Genomic DNA, 20,381 nt, shown 5'->3' with positions numbered 1-20,381 from the left:
ACTATGGCAGATAAATTAGATATAAAAGCATTTCTGGATAAAGACGAACAGAAAGATTTGCTGCGTCTGTTGACGGCAGGTTCGGTAGACGATGGAAAGTCTACATTGATCGGGCGTCTGCTGTTCGATAGCAAGAAATTGTATGAAGACCAGCTCGATGCGCTGGAACGCGATAGTAAACGGTTGGGTAATGCAGGAGAACACATTGATTATGCTCTGTTGCTGGATGGGCTGAAGGCCGAACGCGAACAAGGCATTACGATTGATGTGGCCTATCGTTACTTCTCTACCAATAACCGCAAATTTATCATTGCTGACACTCCGGGGCACGAACAGTATACCCGTAATATGATAACCGGTGGTTCTACGGCCAATCTGGCTATTATTCTGGTAGATGCCCGCATGGGAGTGATCACTCAGACAAGACGTCATACCTTCCTGGTTTCTTTGTTGGGAATCAAGCATGTGGTGTTGGCAGTCAATAAGATGGACTTGGTCGATTTTTCGGAAGAGCGTTTCAACGAAATAGTAACAGAGTATAAAAAGTTTGTAGCTCCTCTGGGGATTCCTGACGTAACCTGTATTCCTCTTTCGGCACTCGATGGAGATAATGTGGTGGATAGGTCGGAAAGAACTCCGTGGTACGAAGGACTCTCCTTACTCGATTTTCTGGAAACGGTGCATATCGACAGTGATAATAATTTTGATGATTTCCGCTTTCCCGTACAATATGTACTTCGTCCGAATCTTGACTTCCGCGGATTTTGCGGTAAGGTGGCATCCGGTGTCATACGTAAAGGGGATAAAGTGATGGCTTTGCCTTCCGGTAAGGTATCTCATGTTAAGAGTATTGTTACTTTTGATGGTGAACAGGAGTATGCTTTTCCTCCACAGTCGGTTACACTGACACTTGAAGATGAAATAGATGTATCGAGAGGAGAAATGTTGGTTCATCCGGACAACCTGCCTATTGTAGACCGTAATTTTGAAGCGATGTTGGTGTGGATGGATGAAGAACCGATGGATGTCAACAAATCGTTTTTTATCAAACAGACAACGAACGTTAGCCGTACCCGTATTGATAGCATTAAGTATAAAGTGGATGTCAATACGATGGAACATTCATCTGTCCCTTTCCTTTCTTTGAACGAAATAGCACGTGTGGTGTTTACTACAGCCAAAGAGTTGTTCTTTGATCCGTATCAGAAGAATAAATCGTGTGGCTCGTTCATTCTGATTGATCCGATTACCAATAATACCAGTGCTGTGGGGATGATTATCGATCGGGTTGAAAGGAAAGACATGAATGCTTCTGATGATCTTCCGGTTCTGAACCTGCCAAAACTGGGCATAACGACTGAGCATTATGAAGCGATTGAAAAGGCTGTGAAATCGTTGAGTGAACAAGGTTTCGAAGTCAGAATAGAAAAGTAAATAATGATTCGATGTGCCGACGGGCTGGTTACGGCCTGTTGACACATTAACAACTAACACATTATTATGGGATTACTTGAATTTAATAAACTTCCTATAAATACTCTGGTGGGTGCAGACTGGCAAACATTTAAAGCTATTACGGGAGGAAGGGAGGTCGATGCGCCCTATAAAGGTAAATATCGTCTGACAAAGGCTGTTTGCCGTTTACTGTCTACTTTGGCTCCTCTTCAGGATAAGCGTTATGAGAAGATACTGGCAGATAAACCATTAGAGCATGATCCGGTTTTTATTCTTGGTCACTGGCGTAGTGGAACTACTTTTGTGCACAATGTTTTTTCATGCGATACACATTTCGGCTATAACACGACTTATCAAACCGTATTTCCACATTTAATGATGTGGGGCCAGCCGTTCTTCAAGAAAAATATGAGTTGGCTTATGCCGGATAAGCGTCCGACGGATAATATGGAACTGGCCGTCGATTTACCGCAGGAAGAAGAGTTCGCACTTGCCAATATGATGCCTTATACCTACTATAATTTCTGGTTCCTACCCAAATACCAGCAAGAATATGCTGATAAATATTTGCTTTTTGATGATATCAGCGAAGCTGAATTGAAGGTTTTTGAGGAGACATTTACCAAGTTGATCAAGATTTCTTTATGGAATACGCAAGGTACCCAGTTTCTCAGTAAGAATCCCCCTCATACAGGACGGGTGAAGGAGCTGGTAAAAATGTTCCCCAATGCGAAGTTTGTTTATCTGATGCGCAATCCGTATACAGTATTTGAATCTACACGGAGTTTCTTTACCAATACGATTCAGCCATTGAAATTACAGGATATTACTCCCGCCGAGTTGGAGGACAATATTCTTTCCATTTATGCTAAATTGTACCATAAATATGAAGCTGATAAGCAGTTCATTCCCAAGGGAAACCTGATGGAAGTGAAATTTGAGGATTTTGAGGCAGACGCTATGGGAATGACTGAGAATATTTACCATGCTTTGGATATTCCCGGATTCTCCGAAGCACGTGGTGCAATAGAAAAGTATGTGGGAGGTAAAAAAGGATATAAGAAAAACAAATATAAGTATGATGACCGTACTGTTCAGCTGGTGCAGGATCATTGGGATTTTGCACTGAAGCAATGGGATTATAGTTTATAAAAGAAAGGAGGAAAGATGATTCAGAAGACATATCGCTTATGGGTGGCAGGTCTGGTAACTTTGTGTTCTGCTCCTGCTGTGGCGCAGCAGAAGGTGGAGATGTTCTCTTTTGGGAATATGGATCAGTGGGTGACACGTGAGATAAAAGAATCGGGTATTATTGGTGGAAATACCAAAAAAGTATATGCCATTGGACCTACGGAAACCATTGTAGGTGCGAAACCTTATACGAATAAAGGAGGGTCTCCATGGGCTACTTCTAACGTTATGGCACGCGTGTCAGGGATTACGAAGACCAATACTTCGGTGTTTCCTGAAGCAAGAGGAGATGGCTTTTGTGCACGTCTGGATACCCGTATGGAGAGTGTGAAAGTGCTCGGAATTGTAGATATCACAGTTCTGGCGGCAGGATCTATGTTTCTGGGGACAGTACATGAACCGATTAAAAGCACTAAGAATCCTAATAAAATGTTACAGATGGGAGTGCCGTTTACCGAACGTCCGTCAGCTATCCAGTTTGACTATAAAGTGAAAATGTCCGATCGTGAAAACCGCATACGGGCAACGGGATTCAGTAAGATAACAGACGTGCCGGGCAAGGATTTCCCTGCTGTTATTTTGTTGTTGCAGAAACGTTGGGAAGATGCCAAAGGGAATGTATATGCCAAACGTATCGGGACAATGGTGAACTATTATTATCATTCGACTGATTGGAAAAATGGTGCCACTTACAATATTATGTATGGCGATATAACTAATGATCCGGCATATAAGGCTCATATGATGCGTCTTCAGGCTTCTGAGTATTTTACGGTGAACAGTAAGGGGGAGAGTGTCCCAATCCATGAAGTGGCATGGGGAGAAGCTGACGATGTACCGACACATATGGTACTCCAGTTTACGTCCAGTCATGGTGGTGCATATATCGGATCGCCTGGAAACTCGCTCTATATTGACAATGTGAAGTTAGTATATTAGGACTCTGTCAGACGAAAAGGATAAGCGAAGATGTGTTCATGAATAATGGACACATCTTTTTTTGTTAGTTTACATTGGAAGAAAATATTCCGGAGCGGGGAGTCATGGCTTGACAAGGCAAGAAAAAAGGTACGTCTCAGCGACGTACCTTTTCAAAGTATAGAGCAATTTGTTTCCCGCTCTATTAGGAAATCGAAACCCTATTATTCTAAAATTACAACACGGTTCAGGAAGTTCTTGCCAAACATGTTGGCAGTTCCACCGAAACCGATGAGTTCCAGTTGATCTTTGCTTACGCCTTCTTTGATAAGAGCGTCATATACAGCTTGGGCACGTGCTTCAGATAGTTTCTGGTTCCACTTTGCACTACCGGTAGCTTCATCTGCATAGCCTGCCACTTTGTATTTCTTATCCGGATTAGCCTTCAGGATCTTAGCTGCCAACCGGATGTTAACCATGCCGTAGTCATCGATTTTAGATTTGCCAATCTGGAAGAAAACAGCACGAGGACCGGCTACTTCAACTTCCTTCACAACTTCTTTTGTTACAGGTTTCACGTTAGCCAGTGCGTTCTTAGCATCAGCCAAGTCAGACTGAGCTTTTGACAATTCACTTCTGTAACGATTCAACTCTTCGTTAATAGCACTTTGGTCTACCTGGGCACCACAAGATACGAATCTCTTACCTCCGAATGTGTAAGTAACACCTGCTGTCAGAGAAACAGCGCCATCCGTATGAGCTGAGCTATAGCGTCCGAATACGGAAGGGGAAACTTCTCCTCTTGCCTCTACATTAATGTCCAGGTATTTGTTGATGTTAAATTGTCCCATCAGACCAACAGAACCATTAATCAGTGCATCCAGTTTATCCTGGTTGCCATAAGCCTTGGCAAACGTAAGTCCCGGACCGGCAAACACTGATACGGTGAACAAACGGTCGGGGTTGTAGCCTCCGATGGCATTTGACAAATTGAACAATCCGTCGGCACGCAAAGTGAAGTACTTTTTATTCTTCATTTTGTTATATTCTCCTTCCGGCATACCGTATTCGGAGTATAATGTGCTCCAGCATCCGGCTACCTGACCGCGGATACCCCAGATAGGGTTGAACAGTTTACCGACTGATGCATGGATCAGCGGAGTTATGGCATGTCCGAAGCCATAATCAAAGTTGTCAGGGTTTACACATCCCTGTGCTCCCACACCCACACTGATAAAGATATTATCTTTAGCTTTCTCGCTATAATAATGCTCTTTGGTCTGGGCTGAGGCGGAGATGGCTGCGCCTGTCAACAGTAAAGACAATATTGCTATTCTACTTTTCATGTTATTTCATTTTTTATTTTAACTCTTTGTTTCGTTTTTGCTTTTTTATTCCATTTTTCCCGGACAAGCGGAACTGGAGTGTCAATCCTCCCGTAACGTACTTCATCTTTTGTAATTCCACTTGTGCGTGTAGATGGTTGAAAAGCAAATAGGTGGCACCTAACGCAAAATCTTTCGAATCATATTCGGCAATCAATCTCAATTGCGGATGGAAAGACGGATTGTAGCTGATACCTGCCGCGATCCCATTCAGTTTGTATTCTATCCGTTTGTTATAAAGGTAGGAGAGGTGTACTCCTATTGTCTCTGATCCCAATCGGATATGTTTGGTGGCTGCGACATAGAAACGGCTGAAATATCCGTTACCTTCGGTCGGGGCGACAACTCCGTCACCGGACGAGGTAAAAGGATCGGAGGTTCCTATTACCACAGCGGGCATGTATTTCCAGAACTGTCCCTCTTTCAATGCTCGTAATCTGAGAGAAAAATACCGGTCCTGATTGGTGAACCCTGAGTAACCATAAGGCTTTAATCCAAGAGCTTCTGCCTTGAACAAAGTACAAGTATATGCCACTTCCATCCAAGGTAGAATGGTTACATTCAGGTAGTAATTGTACGTATGATAATACCACGTCGGAGGAGTTATCTCCTTATTCATAAAGTTAGCACCCAGCATCACTGTTTTATCCTTTTGCATCTTTGCCGAAGGGGCATGCAGTAATCCCGTAGTACCGTAGGTCAATTGAGCCGAAAGCATAAAGGGTATAGCTATAAATAGCGATACGATGAAGATTCGTTTTAAATTTATTGTATACATTCTCTACGCTTTCGGTTCAATGATTTCAATTACTACATTTATTTTCTCGATTATTCAGAGATGATGATACCACCACCGGCATTCAGATCATCACCGTGTCCGTGACCATGTCCGTGACCGATTGCTTCTATAGTTTCCACTACTACTGAAGAAACCTTGCTGATTGTAACTGTAGCTGTTTTCTTTTCAATAGCTTTGGTCGCTTTGTTGTAAACGGCAAACGGTAATGTATAAGTCGTTTTGATAACGTTTCTTGTTACCTTGAAACCGGTCAACTGTGTGTAAGCAGGCACTTCCAGTTCGTATGTGAATTTTTTATCTGTAAAGGCTGCTCCCGGAGTAACATTAGCGTTGTCATCTTTAATAGCTTCTTCCAAAGCAGCAGCAACCATCTTGATGGTGGTTGAGGTCAAAGAAGAATGAGCTTTCTTAACGATTTCTTCTACAGAAGCACCGTTTTCGCACTTGATGCCACCCTTCCAGTTGATTTCCATTTTTACTTTAGCTGTTTCACCTTCAGTGTAGCATGCCTTATCAAAATTCATAGTGTCTAATGCAGCTTCTGCATCAGCTTGGCTGTCAGCTTCTTCAAAACCGAATTTAAACTTAGAGAAGTGGTGGACATTGCCTACAAATACACCATTCTGATAAGTTGCGTAGTTTTCTTCAGCTTCCCAAGTGCTGGTCTTTTCGTTGAAGTAGAGAGTAGCCAGTGCAACTTCAGGAGTTTCTCCCTGAGCAACAACAACTGCAGGTGTGAACTTCACTTCCATCGGAGTAACGAAGATAGTACCGGTAGGAGTACCGTCATATTCGCGGATAGAAGCACCTTCCTTACCTTCGTCGGTGCGGCTGATGTTCAGAGTACTTGCCACGCCGCTTGTGAAGATAACCACTGTGTTGGCCGGAAGAACAATTTCGTCAGTAACTGTTTCTTCTTTGTCGTTATTGGTATCGATCACTTTAGATTCCAGTTTGAAAGTAGTTTCTTTTTCGATCGGAAGAACTGCTACTTTATCGATTTCTGTCAAAGTTCCGTTAGCGATGTATTTCTCCATGGTGTTAACCACTTGCTCTGCTTGTGCCGGAGTTATCTTGATATCCGATCCTGCAGCTTCCAATACCTTGTTGATTGATTCTTCTACTGCAGACTTGCTCGGTACTTTTTCACCTTCTGCTTTTTCCGGAGCAGCTTCTACAGCATTTTCTGTTGGAATTTCAATTTCTACATTACCGCCGATAAATACATTATCGTCATCAGCAGGTTTTTCTGTGTCAGGTTTCAGAATCAGTGTAACGTTGACTACGGTGTTAGATACCTGACCATTACCTTCCGGTGCTATAAATGCGGTATATACATAAATTTTATAGCTATTGTGGCGGATTGTTACAGTTGCTTTAGTCAGCCCCTTTATCTTGTCGGCTGGAATTTCGAACTTATAAAAACCGTTGGAAGCAGTTGCGACAGTTTCATATCCTGAAAGGTTTAGTGTAACTTCAGCCTTGGTTACCATACCACCATCTTGATTATAGATGTTTCCTGACAGATAATATTTAGGAGCAATCTCTACTTCGTTTTTCTGCATAGAAACGGTTACCGGAGTTTTTGCAATGAAAATGCCTTCGCCTTCCGGACCTGTTACTTCACTGATGGCAACATTGGCAGTAGTCGGTTTGTATCCGTCAGCAGTAATATAGATTGTATGCTGACCCAGACTTACGTTAGACATTGTGAATTTGTTACCATTCTGGATAGTTGCTGTCAGTACTCCCGGAATGGTTGCAGCTTTAATAGTTACGGCTTCACCGCTTTCTGCATCAAATACGGAACCTTCAATCTGATATTCTACATCCATTGTCGGTTTTGTTTCTTTGCCTTTTTCCATTCTGGCATCAATCGTATAGGCAACGATAGAACCATTTTCCTGTTTGGTAACAAATACAGAGCTTGTCACTGTTTTGTAGCCGCTCTTAGCAAAAGTCACTACGTTGGTTTCTCCTACTTTGGCTTCCAAAGCGTACTTACCGTCTGCGGCGGTGGTCATTGACTTTGAGTTTGTAACATTGGTTACCGTTACACCATCCATCACAGCATTGCTTTCAGCATCTGCAACAATACCTGCAACTCGATATGTTGTTGCTGTAGGCTCGGTCACTTTAGGTACATCAATCTCATCTTTTTCGTAGCAACTTGCGAACATACCGCACATTGCTAACAGGGTTAACGCTAATTTAGCGCTACTACCGAAAAATTTACTTTTCATTTTCATCTCAATAAAATTAAAAATTTAATAACTCAGATTTTACAAAATATGGATTAAAACTATTATTCTTCATTATGTTGTCATCGGGTGCCGGCCGATAAGTTTTATAGTAATATTGTTCATTTCCTGCATTATAGGACATTCCCATATTGTTGGAGGGTGTGATCCGGGGGATATATCCTTTACGTTTATATCGGTAAGGAGGTAAGGCTATCTGGAAACGGAAACCTCCATTGGCTTTTACATTCTTGGCTTTCATGGCATAAAAGCCGATAGAGGCATAGCGAAAATGCCGGATTGCTTCTACTCTGACCGCCTTTTCTTGCAGTAGATATTGTTCCACTCTTGCATTTAGTTCTACATTATAGCGGGGCCAATAGAAACTTCCTCCCAATGACCATGTTGTACGCATCTTTGTGCCGTAGTGCATAGTAAAACCTTCCCAATATCCGGTTCCGGTATATCCTATACGTCCTTCTACGCTGAAACGTTCATCGTTGAAATGATGAATCAGATTGAAATCAATGCCATATCGGCTATTATTAAAATTACCTACAGACAGTGTTGCCCATAAGTTATAAGGTAAACGAACCGTTTGTGATAGTTCAAGGAAACCCGGATGCACTTTATCGTATCTGCTGGCATATCCGTCATTGTATACCGGAATCACCATTTGAGCGGTGAATTTCATCCCTCTCCATAAAGAGACTTCTATGGCGGGTGATAAATTGAAAAGTACTTGATAGATTTGCGTTATTACCAGATTTTTTAGTGATAATTCCGGATATATTGTGATATCTACTTTATACAAAGAGCTATTCTTTTTTTTATTCCTTTTTACTTTGTTCCAGCTATTTCCAAGATTATAGCTGACTTCCCAGTCTTGTTTGCTAATATCTATGGTACTGTCTTTTTTAGATGGCTGATAATAAAGAGAAATCTGAGGAACGTTGTTATTCAAAACGATAATTCGACATGGCTTTCTTTCGGGAAATCGATATATGGGTTTACGTAATATGGATTTACTTGCTGTTTGATTGTATAATATTGATATATAGTATTTTATATAGATATCACTTTTGCTTGGTTTATTATGATTCTGATTGATCTTTACTTTCATGAAGTATATATGTTACCGAGCTGCTACTTTAATTAAGACTCATAAAGAATCTTTGTGAAATTGATAAGTGATTAGAAAACAGAGATTTATTTGAGTTTCGTAGGCGGATATCGTTTAATCATTTTTCTTTAGAAATCTTTTTTCTGAGACTTTTGTTACCTGTTTGTTACTTATAACGGAATAATGTCTATATTTATAACTAATAACATGCAAACAAATAATATGAAAAAAGAAGTAAGGATTAAAGAACCGGTTAGAATTAGAACCAAGTGTCTGTCGAATGGTTGTGAGTCTATATATTTATATATATATATAGATGGAAAGAGACAATATGAGTTTTTAAAGTTATATATAATACCTGAGCATACGCGGGAAGACAAAGATTTAAATCAGAGTACTATGAAGCTTGCTAATGCGGTGAAAGCTCAAAGAATTGTAGAATTGCAGAATGGAATATATGGCTTTAACCATCAAAAAGAGAAAAAGGATATAACACTGATAGACTATATAAAGTATTTGGCAGACAGGGATATAGAAAAAACTTCAAGAAAAGTGTCTATGTATACTTTGATATATCATCTCCAGCGTTATGATAAATTAGGTATTAAGCTTAGGCAGATAGATAAAAAGTATATACTCGGCTTTATTGAGTACTTGAAAACTGCAACTCAGAAGCATTGCAAAAGTATAAAGCATATAAATGCCAATACTCAGGTATATTATTATAAAGTTTTTCATTATTGCCTTAATAGTGCCATAATTGATGAAATTATAATCTCAAACCCGATGGATAAGATAAAAAAAGAGGAAAAACCTAAACGTAAAAGAACCGAAAGGGCCTTTTTAACTATTGATGAAGTTAAAACATTATCGCAAACGGATTTTCATAATAAGACTTTGAAGAGGGCTTTTCTATTTAGTTGTTTTTGTGGGTTGAGACATAGTGATATAGTGGCACTTACATGGGGAAATCTAAAAAAAAATAAGATAGGGAAAATAGAACTGCATATGACACAGCAGAAAACTCAGGAACTCCTTTCGCTTCCTTTGAGTAATGAAGCTTTAAAACAACTCCCGGTCCGTGGGAAGGCTCAGGATACAGAGAAAGTATTCAAAGGACTGATCAGTTTAGGAAGGACCAATGAGATATTGCCAAGATGGGCTGCTAAAGCCGGTATTCAAAAACATATCACATTTCATTCGGCACGCCATACTCATGCTACGATGATGATTACTCTTGGGGCTGATCTTTATACCGTGTCCAAACTCCTGGGACACACTAACATTCAAACAACTCAGATATATGCCAAGATAGTAGATGAAAGTAAAGAGAAAGCTATTGATCTGATTCCGGATATAACTTGAGAGGGTGATAAATGGTTCGGGTATGTAGTTGCGAAAATGTGAACCTCAATCTTATGCCTGAATGTTGTGGAGTAACGATAAAAAGCTAATAAGACATAAGATGTTGACAAACAGTGACATTAAATACTAATATCTTGGGTTTACGAAGTTAACTTTAACACTGTGTTAAAGTTAACTTCGTAAACCCAAGATATTAACTTCGTAAATACATAAGGTTAACTTCGTAAATCTAAGAATATAATTGGCTGCTTTTGTAGTTAACATTGTTAATTCAACTGCTTTATATAGTAGGTTTATATTAATATATGAATACATTATTATATATATACTGGTCTTTCCGATGCATTTCTGTTTTAGTTGGTAATAATTGTGCATTTGGTTAGATTAGCTACTACTTGATTTTACCCGGATTTAGTAAATTTGTAATATAGCGGTATTTTATTGGAAATTTAGTATTAATATATATTTCTATTTTATTTTATCACTTCTTTATTTATATAACTTGCTCTATTAGTGATTCTAAAATATATAATGGATATTATTTAAGATTATAAATGGTTTTTCTGGTCTATTTTTAAGTAAGCAGGAGTTCGAATGAAAAAAAACTGATACAAATCTGCGAAAAAACATGTAAAACTCTTTGGTATTATTAAAATTGTGTCTATTTTTGCACCATATTTTGTATCTATAATTTTTAGGGTACATAAGTTTTAAAGCAAACAAATGAATCACAAAAGCCCTTACATGAGGAAAAACATAACAATTGACGCTACTTTGCTCAGAATTTTACTCATATCATTCTGTTTACTCCCTTTAAAAGGTGTATGTCAAACAGGAGAGGCTACTGTTGACGCACTGGTGAAAATGGGATTTGAGAATGTAGGGTGGACAGAAGATAATGAGGAACGGGTTTTTGTGATACAGAATTCAGCCTATCGTCTTGAAGGAGTCGGAATAGGTAAAGCTGTTGATTTGATTCAAAAGATGGGTTTACCCGAAAATAAGCCATGTAGGTTAATAGTTTTGGACAATAATATACCTCAGATATCTCTCTATTATCAGCCTATGAAAGGAGATAGTATTGCTGAAGCAAATCGGGCCGACTGGAATGTAAGTTATGATTTGGGAGAAGGATGGAAGCAAGCAAGACGTATTAAGAAGCAAAACAGTTCTTTGTTTAAGGTAGATATAGTGGTATATCCGGAATTATTATTCAGAAACTATATTTTGTCTAAGGTCTATGAAATAGTGGTTAATGTCTCTCCTGCCATAGAAGTTTCTTTGTGGAAGGGAATGAAACTGACCGGACAAGTGATTTTCCCTATCTATAATGATTATGGTCAAAGGTATAAGCAGATCCGTCCCGGATTTGTGACTTTGTCACAGACAGTGCGTTTGCCTCAACGCACATTTCTGACCGCCTCAGTCGGATTTTTTAATAAGTTTCGCTGGGGAGGTGATTTAAAAGCAAAACACTTCTTTAAAGATGAGCGCTTTTCAGTAGATGCGCGTATCGGGTATACCGGAAGAGGGTATTTTGAAGATTGGGCCTTTTATCATGGTACCAAATGGACTCTGACCGGTTCTATCGGAGCTAATTTCTATTGGCCGAAATACAATACACAGTTTAGTTTAAAAGGAGAGCGATATTTGGAGGAAGAATATGGAGTCCGTTTTGATATGGTTCGCCATTTTCGCTATGCCTCTATTGGCTTTTATGGAATGAAAGTGCAACATGCAGGTAATAAAGGACTGAATGGAGGTTTCTTGTTTCAGATAGCTTTGCCTCCATACAAATATAAGAGAAAGGGGTATATCCCAAGAGTAATGCCTAATAATTTCGGATTCCAATATAATGCGGGTAATGAACGTATATATGGTAAAGGGTATAACTCTCAGGCAAGTGATAATGTAATGAATGATAATAGTTTTAATCCATATTTTGTAAAATCAGAATTATTAAATTTTTAATTTTATTGAGATGAAAATGAAAAGTAAATTTTTCGGTAATGGCGCTAAGTTAGCGTTAGCCGTTTTGGCAGTTTGCGGTACACTGTTTACAAGCTGCTACGAGAAAGCAGAAGTTGATGAAGCAACAAAACCAGCCCCTGCAAAGTATTATATTGCCGGTACTATTACTGACGCAACTACAGGTCAGGTTTTGACTACTGCTAAAGTTACATTGGGTGGCGAATCAGTTGGAGCTACATTCAACAAAGAAGTTACTTATAAAGCAGAAGGATATAGCTTGGAAGTTTCTGCAACCGGTTATTATTCTGTAACAAGACAAGTATACCTGAACCAGGTTAGTGACGGCCAGACAAGTGTTGCTACTGTAGACGTTGCTTTGGTTTCTGTTGAAGCAGCAACTATTCCTCCGGTAGTTTCTCCGACTGATCCTAAGACTGATGTTACTGAATCTGAAGCCGGAGCATTGGTAACTAAAGCGGCTGAAGAAGCTAAACCTTCTGCTGAAACAGTTAAGAATATGTGGGATGGCGCAACAGCTACAGCTGAGGAAAAGGCTGGTCTGGAAACTACAAAAGAGTTGACCGGTGACGTTACTACTGGAGCTACTACTGCTGAAGCTCAGGCTGATGGATCGATCTTGGTTACTACTCCGTTTGAATTTGCAAACTCTGTTAAAGATGCCGCTATCTTGGTTCCTTACTTCTACAATGAAGGTTGTGAACTTACAGGTGATGTAAAAGAAGTGGCTGCTCCTGCAACAAGAGCAGAAGGCGCTGTTTCTACTGATATTCAGGCTGCTTTCCTTGCAAATGCTGCTAAAGCTTTGAATAAGAATGCCGGTTTCGTACAGAAGGTTGGTTATGCTAAGATCAGCGTATTGAGCGGTTATGGTATTATTGGCTATAGAGTTAAAGGACAATTGGTTTCTAAGAAGCTGACATTCCTGATCTCTGGCAAATATTATGAAGGTATCGTTTCTTACCAGAACAGCGTAATGATCTATCCTAACTATTACAGCCACGATTCTCACGATTCTCATGACTCTCACGGCTTCAACCCGAACGCCGGTGGTGGATCTAACGACTAATCAGAGGTAAAAGTAATTGTTGAGAATTAAAAAGTACGAGTTGAACCGAAAGTATAGAAATTGCAGGTAATGATGAAAAAGATACTTCTTATGGGCTTGTTCCTTTGCTGTCATTTGGCACTTTCGGCTCAGTTGACGTACGGAACTACCGGTTTGCTCCATGCTCCGTCAGCAGAAATGCAACGGGATAAGACAGTGATGATCGGTGGAAATTTTCTAAATAAGGAGATAACTCCTCCTACATGGGACTACCATACGTATAATTACTTTTTGAACGTGACTATCTTTCCCTGGCTCGAAATAGCCTATACATGTACGCTGTTTCAGTCGCAGACTATAGGGATTGACTGGAAAGTTGGAAAGAAGAAGTTTACGAATCAGGACAGATATTTTTCTGCCCGTTTGCGAGTTTTGAAAGAAGGACAATTGTGGAAGCATATGCCGGCTGTTGTAGTGGGAACTTCTGATCCTTATACTGAGTCAGGCGATGGGCAAGTAGGTTCTGCCGATGGTAATGGCTATTTTTGCCGTTTTTATGTCGCAGCCACCAAGCATATCCCGGTTGGAAAGGAGAAGATAGGTGTGCATCTGTCATATCTGTACAACCGAAGAGTGGATTACCACTTGAATGGATTAGCCGGAGGGCTCACTTATGCTCCATCTTTTGCTCCTGATCTGACAGTGATCGCAGAATATGATGCAAAGGACTTCGCGTTTGGTGCTACCTATTTGCTTTTCAACCATTTGCATGCGCAGGTAGAATTGCAAAGAATGAAATATTTTACCGGCGGGCTTACATATAAGATTTATTTGAAGTAAGCAGAATGGTCGGAGCAAATAAGAAACTAAAAGAGTTGAAATATTTAAAAACAAAAAACAATGAAAAGTAAATTAGTAATATTATCTTTATTGTTGGCCGGTGCTACTGCAGCTACTGCTCAGACTAAAGAGACGTTCTATAGCGAAAGCTTTAAGGACAATATCTTTGTGAGTGTAGGTGTTGGCGCTCAGGGTTGTGTAAACCCGGACAACTTTGATTATGGCTTTGGTAAAGCCATAACTCCGCTGATCAATGTGTCAGTTGGTAAACTGTTCAATCCGGTTTGGGGTATCCGTGGTCAGGTGGCTGGCGCATGGACTACCTTGTATTCTAACTACGGACAACCTGCCGATACTTATATTAAGAGCAAGAATAAACATTACTTCACTCTGCGTGCGGACGGTATGTTTAACTTGTCGAATGCTATTGGCGGTTACAATCCGGACCGTTTGTTCACAGTTTCTGTATTTGCAGGTCCCGGTTTGACATTTGCCAAAGCTTATGGTAATCAGGATAAAGTAAATGCACTGATCAACGGTTCTGTTGGTTTGGCTGGACAGTTCAATATCAATAAGTATTTAGATATCAACATTGAAGCAAGAGGCGAGGTTTCTCCTTCTCCGTTCGGTAATATTAGCTCTGCTCATACCGACGGCGCTGTTTCTCTGACTGCAGGTGTAACTTATACATTTGGTGGCAAGAGATTCGTATCTTGTGGTTCTCAGGTAGACCAGAATGCTATCAATGAAGAACTGAATCGTTACAGAAGCGAACTGGCTAAGGCTCAGTCTGACTTGGCTGATGCCAAGAACGCGTTGGCTAACGTGAAACCTGTAACAAAAGAAGTTGTGAAGGAAGTTGAAGTAGCCGGACCTCGCGCTATCTTCTTCCAGATTGGCAAATCTAAGATTGACGACTATGGTATGGTTAATATTCAGTTGGCAGCTAAGATCCTGAAGGCTAATCCGGATAAGAAATATAAGGTGGCAGGTTATGCAGATAAAGCTACCGGTAGCGCCAAGTGGAACCAGAAGTTGTCTGAAGCTCGTGCACAGGCTGTTTACGATGCACTTATTAAAGAAGGTGTAAGCAAGGATCAGCTTGAACTGGTAGGCTTCGGTGGAACTGCCAACATGTTTGGCAAGAACTTCTTGAACCGCGTTGTGATTCTGGAATAATACAACTTTATTGAGGCAATAGCCCGATAAATAATGGAAGGGGTATCCGCACAACGGATACCCTTTTTGTTTGTTAAATAGGGGATAATCCAAATTTTAATCGTATTTTTGCACTCCAAATATGAGTAGAATAATAGCAATAGATTACGGACGAAAACGTACAGGAATAGCTGTGAGTGATGCGATGCAGATTATCGCTAACGGGCTGACAACTGTACCAAGTCATGAACTTCTGGATTTCATAACCAATTATGTAAAACAGGAACCGGTGGAACGCATTATTATAGGTTTGCCGAAGCAGATGAATAATGAGGTTTCTGAAAATATGAAAAATATAGAGCCTTTTGTACGTTCGTTAAGAAAACGTTTGCCTGATATTCCCGTTGAATATGTAGATGAACGTTTTACTTCTGTGCTTGCACACCGTACGATGATTGAAGCCGGGCTTAAGAAAAAAGACAGACAGAACAAGGCATTGGTCGATGAAATTAGCGCAACTATTATTTTGCAGTCTTATCTGGAAAGTAAACGTTTGTAAGAAGAAACAATATTTAAAAAGAATAATTATAAGATATGATTTTACCTATTTATGTATATGGTCAGCCAGTTCTCAGGCAGGTGGCGGAGGATATCACGCCGGATTATCCGAACCTGAAAGAGCTGATTGAAAATATGTTTGAAACGATGGATCATGCCGATGGGGTAGGGCTTGCCGCTCCTCAGATTGGCTTACCTGTCCGCGTAGTTGTTATTAACCTGGATGTGCTTTCAGAAGATTATCCTGAATACAAGGATTTTCGTAAGGCTTATATAAACGCACATATTGATGTTGTGGAGGGTGACGAAGTATCCATGGAAGAAGGATGTCTTAGTCTGCCCGGCATACACGAGTCTGTAAAGAGAGGCAGTAAGATTCACGTACGATATATGGATGAAAATTTTGTAGAGCATAACGAAGTGGTAGAAGGGTTTCTGGCACGGGTTATGCAGCATGAATTTGACCATTTGGACGGGAAAATGTTCATAGATCACATTTCTCCTTTGCGTAAACAAATGATAAAAGGAAAACTGAATACGATGTTGAAAGGAAAGGCTCGTAGCTCCTATAAGATGAAGCAGGTGAAATGATATACCTGAGATTTTCGAATAAAAAGCAATGGGTAAAGTTGATCATATAAATCAATTTTACCCATTACTTTTTCAGGACTGCATCTCAAATATCCTGCAACGGCTATTTGATGTTTTTATTAAAAGAGCCCTGTTATGGTTGCTTTAAATATACCAGCATCATTACCGGATTATCGTCTTCCTTTAAGCCTTTCAACTGTTCGATTTGAAGTATGGAAGGCGTTTCTTCCGCTTTTTCTAAAAGTTCAGGAGCTTCCCATACATATAACAGTGTGTGGCTGTCAAGTGCCGTTATCGGGCGTAATGGTAAACCAGGAGTCAAGTCATTTTTTATATGGCCTGTGGCTACTTTGAAACAGTTTTTGGCTTTTTTGTCGTAAATAGCCATTTGTCTTTCTCGCGCTTTCCCTCCTGCCCAATTAGAATAAGGCATGAATATGTAGGAGTCAGTCTCTATGGCACTGTACTGTATGTAAGGAGCGGCCATTTCCTGAAAACGCTTTCCGTTTCCATCCAGATATTCAAACCTGCATTCCATCGGTAATGAGTATTTGCCCATCTGGAATATATATCGGGGTTCTAAAGCTTCTGGAGTGACAGTGAATAGGGTGTCGTTATAATATTCTTTATAACAGGTATGGTTTTCGTAATGGAACATATAACGATCTATATCACTACTGATCATCCAGCGATATTGGCTGTTTAGCTCAAATAGGTCCCAACGATTGAAGATTTGCAACGTATCACCTTTCAGGTTGGAAAGGTAAATGCGTTCTTTTCGTCTTCCGTTATTATTGCGCATGAATGTTGCGGCAATTGTATCCTGAACACGTAACATCGCAAACTCACTAACTTCTATATTAGGGACTTTCATTGCACGGATGAATTTACCTGTTTCCATAGAGTAGATATTGATTTTTCCTGTAGTTGTTAGCATGTAGACCAATCCTTTTTCTTCATCCACGTCAATCTGCATGATCCAGTTAAATTCACCCGGTCCACCGCCTTTGCGGCCCAGTGTCCGTATGAATTTACCATCTTTTGTGTACTGAAATAATTTATCGAGCCATGGTAGGAAGAAATACTCCTTTGTCTGGATGATATTGGTTCCCTTTAACCCTCTTATCAGGCATTTATTGTTTGTCTCCAACGGGATATACCGTATTGAATCGGCTATTTCACTCAGTAGTATTTCCCGTTCTGTTTCGATACCTGTTTCGAAAGGTACGATTTGAGGGAATTCTGGTTCTGTAATTTGGACCGTTGCTTCGGACGGCTGGTCACTGTTCTTCTTTCCGCTGCAAGAAAGCAGCAGGAAAGGTAGTAGTAAAAGAAGTGATTTTGGTTTCATGTTGATACTATTTTATGTATAAAAGAACCCCTGTTTGCAATATTGTACAGATGTCTTTCTTTTTGTATTTTTAATTTTCGGATAATCCGTTTCATATATTGATTTATGGGCATATTACAAATCTACGAAATAATCGTAAATTAATAATGAATGTAGGGTTAATAGGTGTTAAGAAGGTGTATAGACTACTGAATATCTGGATGGAGGGGTCCTATAAAATAATCAAAAAATATAAAAAGTTGTCCGTTATCCCTGTTTAATAGATGAAAAGCATTACTTTTGCTCTACTTAAAAAGTATTCAGAAGCCGATGATTAAAAAGATATTAGCAGCATTATTGTTGTTTCCTACATTTATATATGCTCAGATAAACACAGACAGGGTAATGATGATTGCCCGAAACGCGTTGTACTTTGAGGACTATGTCCTTTCTATTCAGTATTTTAATCAAGTGATCAATGCAAAACCTTACCTGTATGAACCCTATTTTTTCAGAGGGCTTGCCAAGATCAACCTGGATGATTATCAGGGAGCTGAAGATGACTGTGATGCGGCCATTGACAGGAATCCTTTTGTAGTGGGTGCTTATCAGATTCGTGGGCTTGCAAGGATTAAACAGAATAAGTATGATGGGGCTATTGAAGACTATAAGAAAGCACTTCATTTTGACCCTGAAAATATTACGCTTTGGCATAATCTGACTTTATGCCATATACAGAAAGAAGACTATAAAGCTGCTGAAGATGATTTGGGTAAATTGCTGGCAGTTGCTCCCAAATATACAAGAGCCTATCTGATGAGAGGAGAGGTGGCTTTGAAGCAACAGGATACATTGCGGGCTTTGAATGACTTCAATACAGCTATTGAGATGGATAAGTATGATCCTGATGCCTGGGCATCCCGGGCCATCGTCAGGTTACAACAGGGAAAATATGCAGAGGCAGAATCGGATTTAAATCATGCAACGCATTTGAATGCCAGAAACGCCGGGAATTATATTAATCGTGCTTTAGCCCGTTTCCATCAGAATAATCTGCGGGGAGCTATGAGTGATTATGATCTGGCTCTTGATATTGATCCGAATAATTTTATCGGACATTATAACCGTGGTTTGCTTCGGGCACAAGTAGGAGATGACAATCGAGCTATTGAGGATTTTGATTTTGTACTGCAAATAGAACCGGATAACATGATGGCTACGTTTAACCGAGGATTACTTCGTGCACAAACGGGGGATTACCGGGGAGCCATTAAAGATTATACAACTGTGATTGATATGTATCCGAACTTTTTGGCCGGATATTATCAACGTGCAGAGGCAAGGAGAAAGATCGGCGACCGTAAAGGTGCTGAAATGGACGAGTTTAAAGTCATGAAAGCGCAACTTGACAAGCAAAATGGTGTAAGTAATAGCGATAAGACCGTGGCTGATAATAAAAAAAGTAATAAGAAAGAGGAGACTAAAACTCGTAAAAAGTCCGATAAGGATATGAATAATTACCGGAAAATCGTTATCGCAGATAATTCTGAAGTGGAACAGAAATATAAGAGTGATATTCGGGGCAGGGTACAGGATCGTAATGTTAATATCAAGATGGAACCGATGTATGCTCTTACCTATTACGAGAAGATGAGCGATGTGAAGCGGACGGTACATTATTATAAGTATATAGATGATTTGAATCGTGCCGGTGTTTTACCAAAACGTTTGTATATCACTAATATGGAATCACCGCTTACCGAAGAACAAGTGAAGTTCCACTTTGCATTGATTGATACACATACTTCGGCAATTGTTGAAAATCCGCAGGATGCACGTATACGATTCTCCCGTGCACTTGATTTCTATCTGGTACAAGATTTTGCCAGTTCTGTTGAAGATCTGACTCAGGCCATTTTGTTGGATGATAAATTCTTCCCTGCTTACTTTATGCGTTCCTTGGTGCGTTGCAAGCAGTTGGAATATCAAAAGGCAGAAGAAGCTAATGCAGCCTCGGCAGCACCGGCCACACTACCGGGTATATCCGCTCCACCGAAGTCGGAAATCAGTGCCTTGGACTATGATATAGTGAAAAGTGACTTGGATCATGTGATCTCTTTAGCCCCCGATTTTGTTTATGCGTATTATAACCGTGCCAATGTATTGGCCATGTTGAAAGATTATCGTGCGGCAATTGCGGACTATGACAAAGCTATCGAATTGAATAAAGAGTTTGCGGAGGCTTATTTTAATCGTGGATTGACACATATTTTCCTGGGTAACAATAAGAATGGAATAGCTGACTTAAGTAAGGCAGGCGAGTTGGGCATTGTTTCGGCCTATAATATTCTGAAACGATTTACAGAAGTGCCGGAATAACATTTTTTAGAT

At 40.0% G+C, this 20,381-nt stretch carries 16 protein-coding genes; 11 read left to right on the top strand and 5 right to left on the bottom strand.

All coding sequences use genetic code 11. The features are described 5' to 3' along the window. Nucleotides 1-3 precede the first annotated feature (3 nt). The 3 genes from cysN to KO473_RS02910 all read left to right on the top strand — a co-directional run bounded on the left by cysN (nt 4) and on the right by KO473_RS02910 (nt 3,585). Complete coding sequence (cysN, locus tag KO473_RS02920) at nt 4-1,434, top strand: sulfate adenylyltransferase subunit CysN (RefSeq protein WP_005776456.1); 1,431 nt, start codon at nt 4-6, stop codon at nt 1,432-1,434. Between the two features lie 66 nt (nt 1,435-1,500). Beyond that, the gene (locus KO473_RS02915) at nt 1,501-2,607 is read left to right on the top strand and encodes a sulfotransferase (RefSeq protein WP_005776457.1); all 1,107 of its coding nucleotides are present in this window, start codon (nt 1,501-1,503) and stop codon (nt 2,605-2,607) included. 15 nt (nt 2,608-2,622) lie between these two features. Then, a complete protein-coding gene (locus tag KO473_RS02910; protein WP_005776458.1) occupies nt 2,623-3,585 on the top strand; it encodes a PCMD domain-containing protein in 963 nt (320 codons plus the stop codon). Nucleotides 3,586-3,788: 203 nt separating this feature from the next. Here the strand turns inward: KO473_RS02910 and KO473_RS02905 are convergent, their stop codons facing one another. From KO473_RS02905 to KO473_RS02890, 4 genes are read right to left on the bottom strand one after another with little or no spacing between them, the layout of a single operon-like run. After that, a complete protein-coding gene (locus KO473_RS02905; RefSeq protein WP_005819308.1) occupies nt 3,789-4,910 on the bottom strand; it encodes an OmpA family protein in 1,122 nt (373 codons plus the stop codon). Between the two features lie 13 nt (nt 4,911-4,923). After that, complete coding sequence (locus tag KO473_RS02900) at nt 4,924-5,727, bottom strand: YjbH domain-containing protein (RefSeq protein ID WP_122130513.1); 804 nt, start codon at nt 5,725-5,727, stop codon at nt 4,924-4,926. Between the two features lie 50 nt (nt 5,728-5,777). Next, nucleotides 5,778-7,997 (bottom strand): carboxypeptidase-like regulatory domain-containing protein, encoded by a 2,220-nt coding sequence (locus tag KO473_RS02895; RefSeq protein WP_065739591.1) that lies wholly within the window; start codon nt 7,995-7,997, stop codon nt 5,778-5,780. A 10-nt stretch (nt 7,998-8,007) separates the two neighbouring features. Beyond that, nucleotides 8,008-8,952, bottom strand: a complete 945-nt coding sequence (locus KO473_RS02890) for a hypothetical protein (protein ID WP_032531324.1) — start codon at nt 8,950-8,952, stop codon at nt 8,008-8,010. Nucleotides 8,953-9,333: 381 nt separating this feature from the next. On the opposite strand from KO473_RS02890, the gene KO473_RS02885 reads away from it, so the two are divergent. From KO473_RS02885 to def, 7 genes are all read left to right on the top strand, one after another. Beyond that, nucleotides 9,334-10,476 (top strand): site-specific integrase, encoded by a 1,143-nt coding sequence (locus tag KO473_RS02885; RefSeq protein WP_181996042.1) that lies wholly within the window; start codon nt 9,334-9,336, stop codon nt 10,474-10,476. A gap of 723 nt (nt 10,477-11,199) precedes the next feature. Next, nucleotides 11,200-12,447 (top strand): hypothetical protein, encoded by a 1,248-nt coding sequence (locus tag KO473_RS02880; protein WP_005776466.1) that lies wholly within the window; start codon nt 11,200-11,202, stop codon nt 12,445-12,447. A gap of 10 nt (nt 12,448-12,457) precedes the next feature. Continuing rightward, nucleotides 12,458-13,534 carry a DUF3869 domain-containing protein gene (locus KO473_RS02875; protein WP_005776467.1) on the top strand — a complete coding sequence of 359 codons (1,077 nt, stop codon included), beginning with the start codon at nt 12,458-12,460 and terminating at the stop codon, nt 13,532-13,534. A gap of 69 nt (nt 13,535-13,603) precedes the next feature. Further along, complete coding sequence (locus KO473_RS02870; protein WP_032530687.1) at nt 13,604-14,353, top strand: YjbH domain-containing protein; 750 nt, start codon at nt 13,604-13,606, stop codon at nt 14,351-14,353. Between the two features lie 60 nt (nt 14,354-14,413). Beyond that, nucleotides 14,414-15,532, top strand: coding sequence for an OmpA family protein (locus tag KO473_RS02865; protein ID WP_005819319.1), 1,119 nt, complete (start codon nt 14,414-14,416; stop codon nt 15,530-15,532). 121 nt (nt 15,533-15,653) lie between these two features. Continuing rightward, nucleotides 15,654-16,070, top strand: coding sequence for a Holliday junction resolvase RuvX (gene ruvX, locus KO473_RS02860; protein ID WP_005776470.1), 417 nt, complete (start codon nt 15,654-15,656; stop codon nt 16,068-16,070). Nucleotides 16,071-16,105: 35 nt separating this feature from the next. Further along, nucleotides 16,106-16,660, top strand: coding sequence for a peptide deformylase (def, locus tag KO473_RS02855; protein ID WP_005776471.1), 555 nt, complete (start codon nt 16,106-16,108; stop codon nt 16,658-16,660). Nucleotides 16,661-16,793: 133 nt separating this feature from the next. Here the strand turns inward: def and KO473_RS02850 are convergent, their stop codons facing one another. Continuing rightward, the gene (locus tag KO473_RS02850; protein ID WP_065739589.1) at nt 16,794-18,011 is read right to left on the bottom strand and encodes a 6-bladed beta-propeller; all 1,218 of its coding nucleotides are present in this window, start codon (nt 18,009-18,011) and stop codon (nt 16,794-16,796) included. 309 nt (nt 18,012-18,320) lie between these two features. Between KO473_RS02850 and KO473_RS02845 the strand changes: the two genes are divergently transcribed. Continuing rightward, on the top strand, nt 18,321-20,369 hold the full coding sequence (locus tag KO473_RS02845) for a tetratricopeptide repeat protein (RefSeq protein ID WP_005809025.1): 2,049 nt from the start codon (nt 18,321-18,323) through the stop codon (nt 20,367-20,369). Nucleotides 20,370-20,381 lie beyond the last annotated feature (12 nt).

The organism is Bacteroides sp. HF-4919, from assembly GCF_018860125.1.
The sequence above is the reverse complement of the archived record's forward strand: the minus strand, read 5'-3'. Positions and strand labels throughout refer to the sequence as shown.

What these genes read in the sequence shown, in the direction of transcription:
- KO473_RS02850 (WP_065739589.1), bottom strand. Translation starts at nt 18,011, where the DNA reads ATGAAACCAAAATCACTTCTTTTACTACTACCTTTCCTGCTGCTTTCT.
- ruvX (WP_005776470.1), top strand. Translation starts at nt 15,654, where the DNA reads ATGAGTAGAATAATAGCAATAGATTACGGACGAAAACGTACAGGAATA.
- KO473_RS02915 (WP_005776457.1), top strand. Translation starts at nt 1,501, where the DNA reads ATGGGATTACTTGAATTTAATAAACTTCCTATAAATACTCTGGTGGGT.
- KO473_RS02880 (WP_005776466.1), top strand. Translation starts at nt 11,200, where the DNA reads ATGAATCACAAAAGCCCTTACATGAGGAAAAACATAACAATTGACGCT.
- KO473_RS02895 (WP_065739591.1), bottom strand. Translation starts at nt 7,997, where the DNA reads ATGAAAATGAAAAGTAAATTTTTCGGTAGTAGCGCTAAATTAGCGTTA.
- KO473_RS02870 (WP_032530687.1), top strand. Translation starts at nt 13,604, where the DNA reads ATGATGAAAAAGATACTTCTTATGGGCTTGTTCCTTTGCTGTCATTTG.
- def (WP_005776471.1), top strand. Translation starts at nt 16,106, where the DNA reads ATGATTTTACCTATTTATGTATATGGTCAGCCAGTTCTCAGGCAGGTG.
- KO473_RS02905 (WP_005819308.1), bottom strand. Translation starts at nt 4,910, where the DNA reads ATGAAAAGTAGAATAGCAATATTGTCTTTACTGTTGACAGGCGCAGCC.
- KO473_RS02910 (WP_005776458.1), top strand. Translation starts at nt 2,623, where the DNA reads ATGATTCAGAAGACATATCGCTTATGGGTGGCAGGTCTGGTAACTTTG.
- KO473_RS02875 (WP_005776467.1), top strand. Translation starts at nt 12,458, where the DNA reads ATGAAAATGAAAAGTAAATTTTTCGGTAATGGCGCTAAGTTAGCGTTA.
- KO473_RS02845 (WP_005809025.1), top strand. Translation starts at nt 18,321, where the DNA reads ATGATTAAAAAGATATTAGCAGCATTATTGTTGTTTCCTACATTTATA.
- cysN (WP_005776456.1), top strand. Translation starts at nt 4, where the DNA reads ATGGCAGATAAATTAGATATAAAAGCATTTCTGGATAAAGACGAACAG.
- KO473_RS02865 (WP_005819319.1), top strand. Translation starts at nt 14,414, where the DNA reads ATGAAAAGTAAATTAGTAATATTATCTTTATTGTTGGCCGGTGCTACT.
- KO473_RS02885 (WP_181996042.1), top strand. Translation starts at nt 9,334, where the DNA reads ATGAAAAAAGAAGTAAGGATTAAAGAACCGGTTAGAATTAGAACCAAG.
- KO473_RS02900 (WP_122130513.1), bottom strand. Translation starts at nt 5,727, where the DNA reads ATGTATACAATAAATTTAAAACGAATCTTCATCGTATCGCTATTTATA.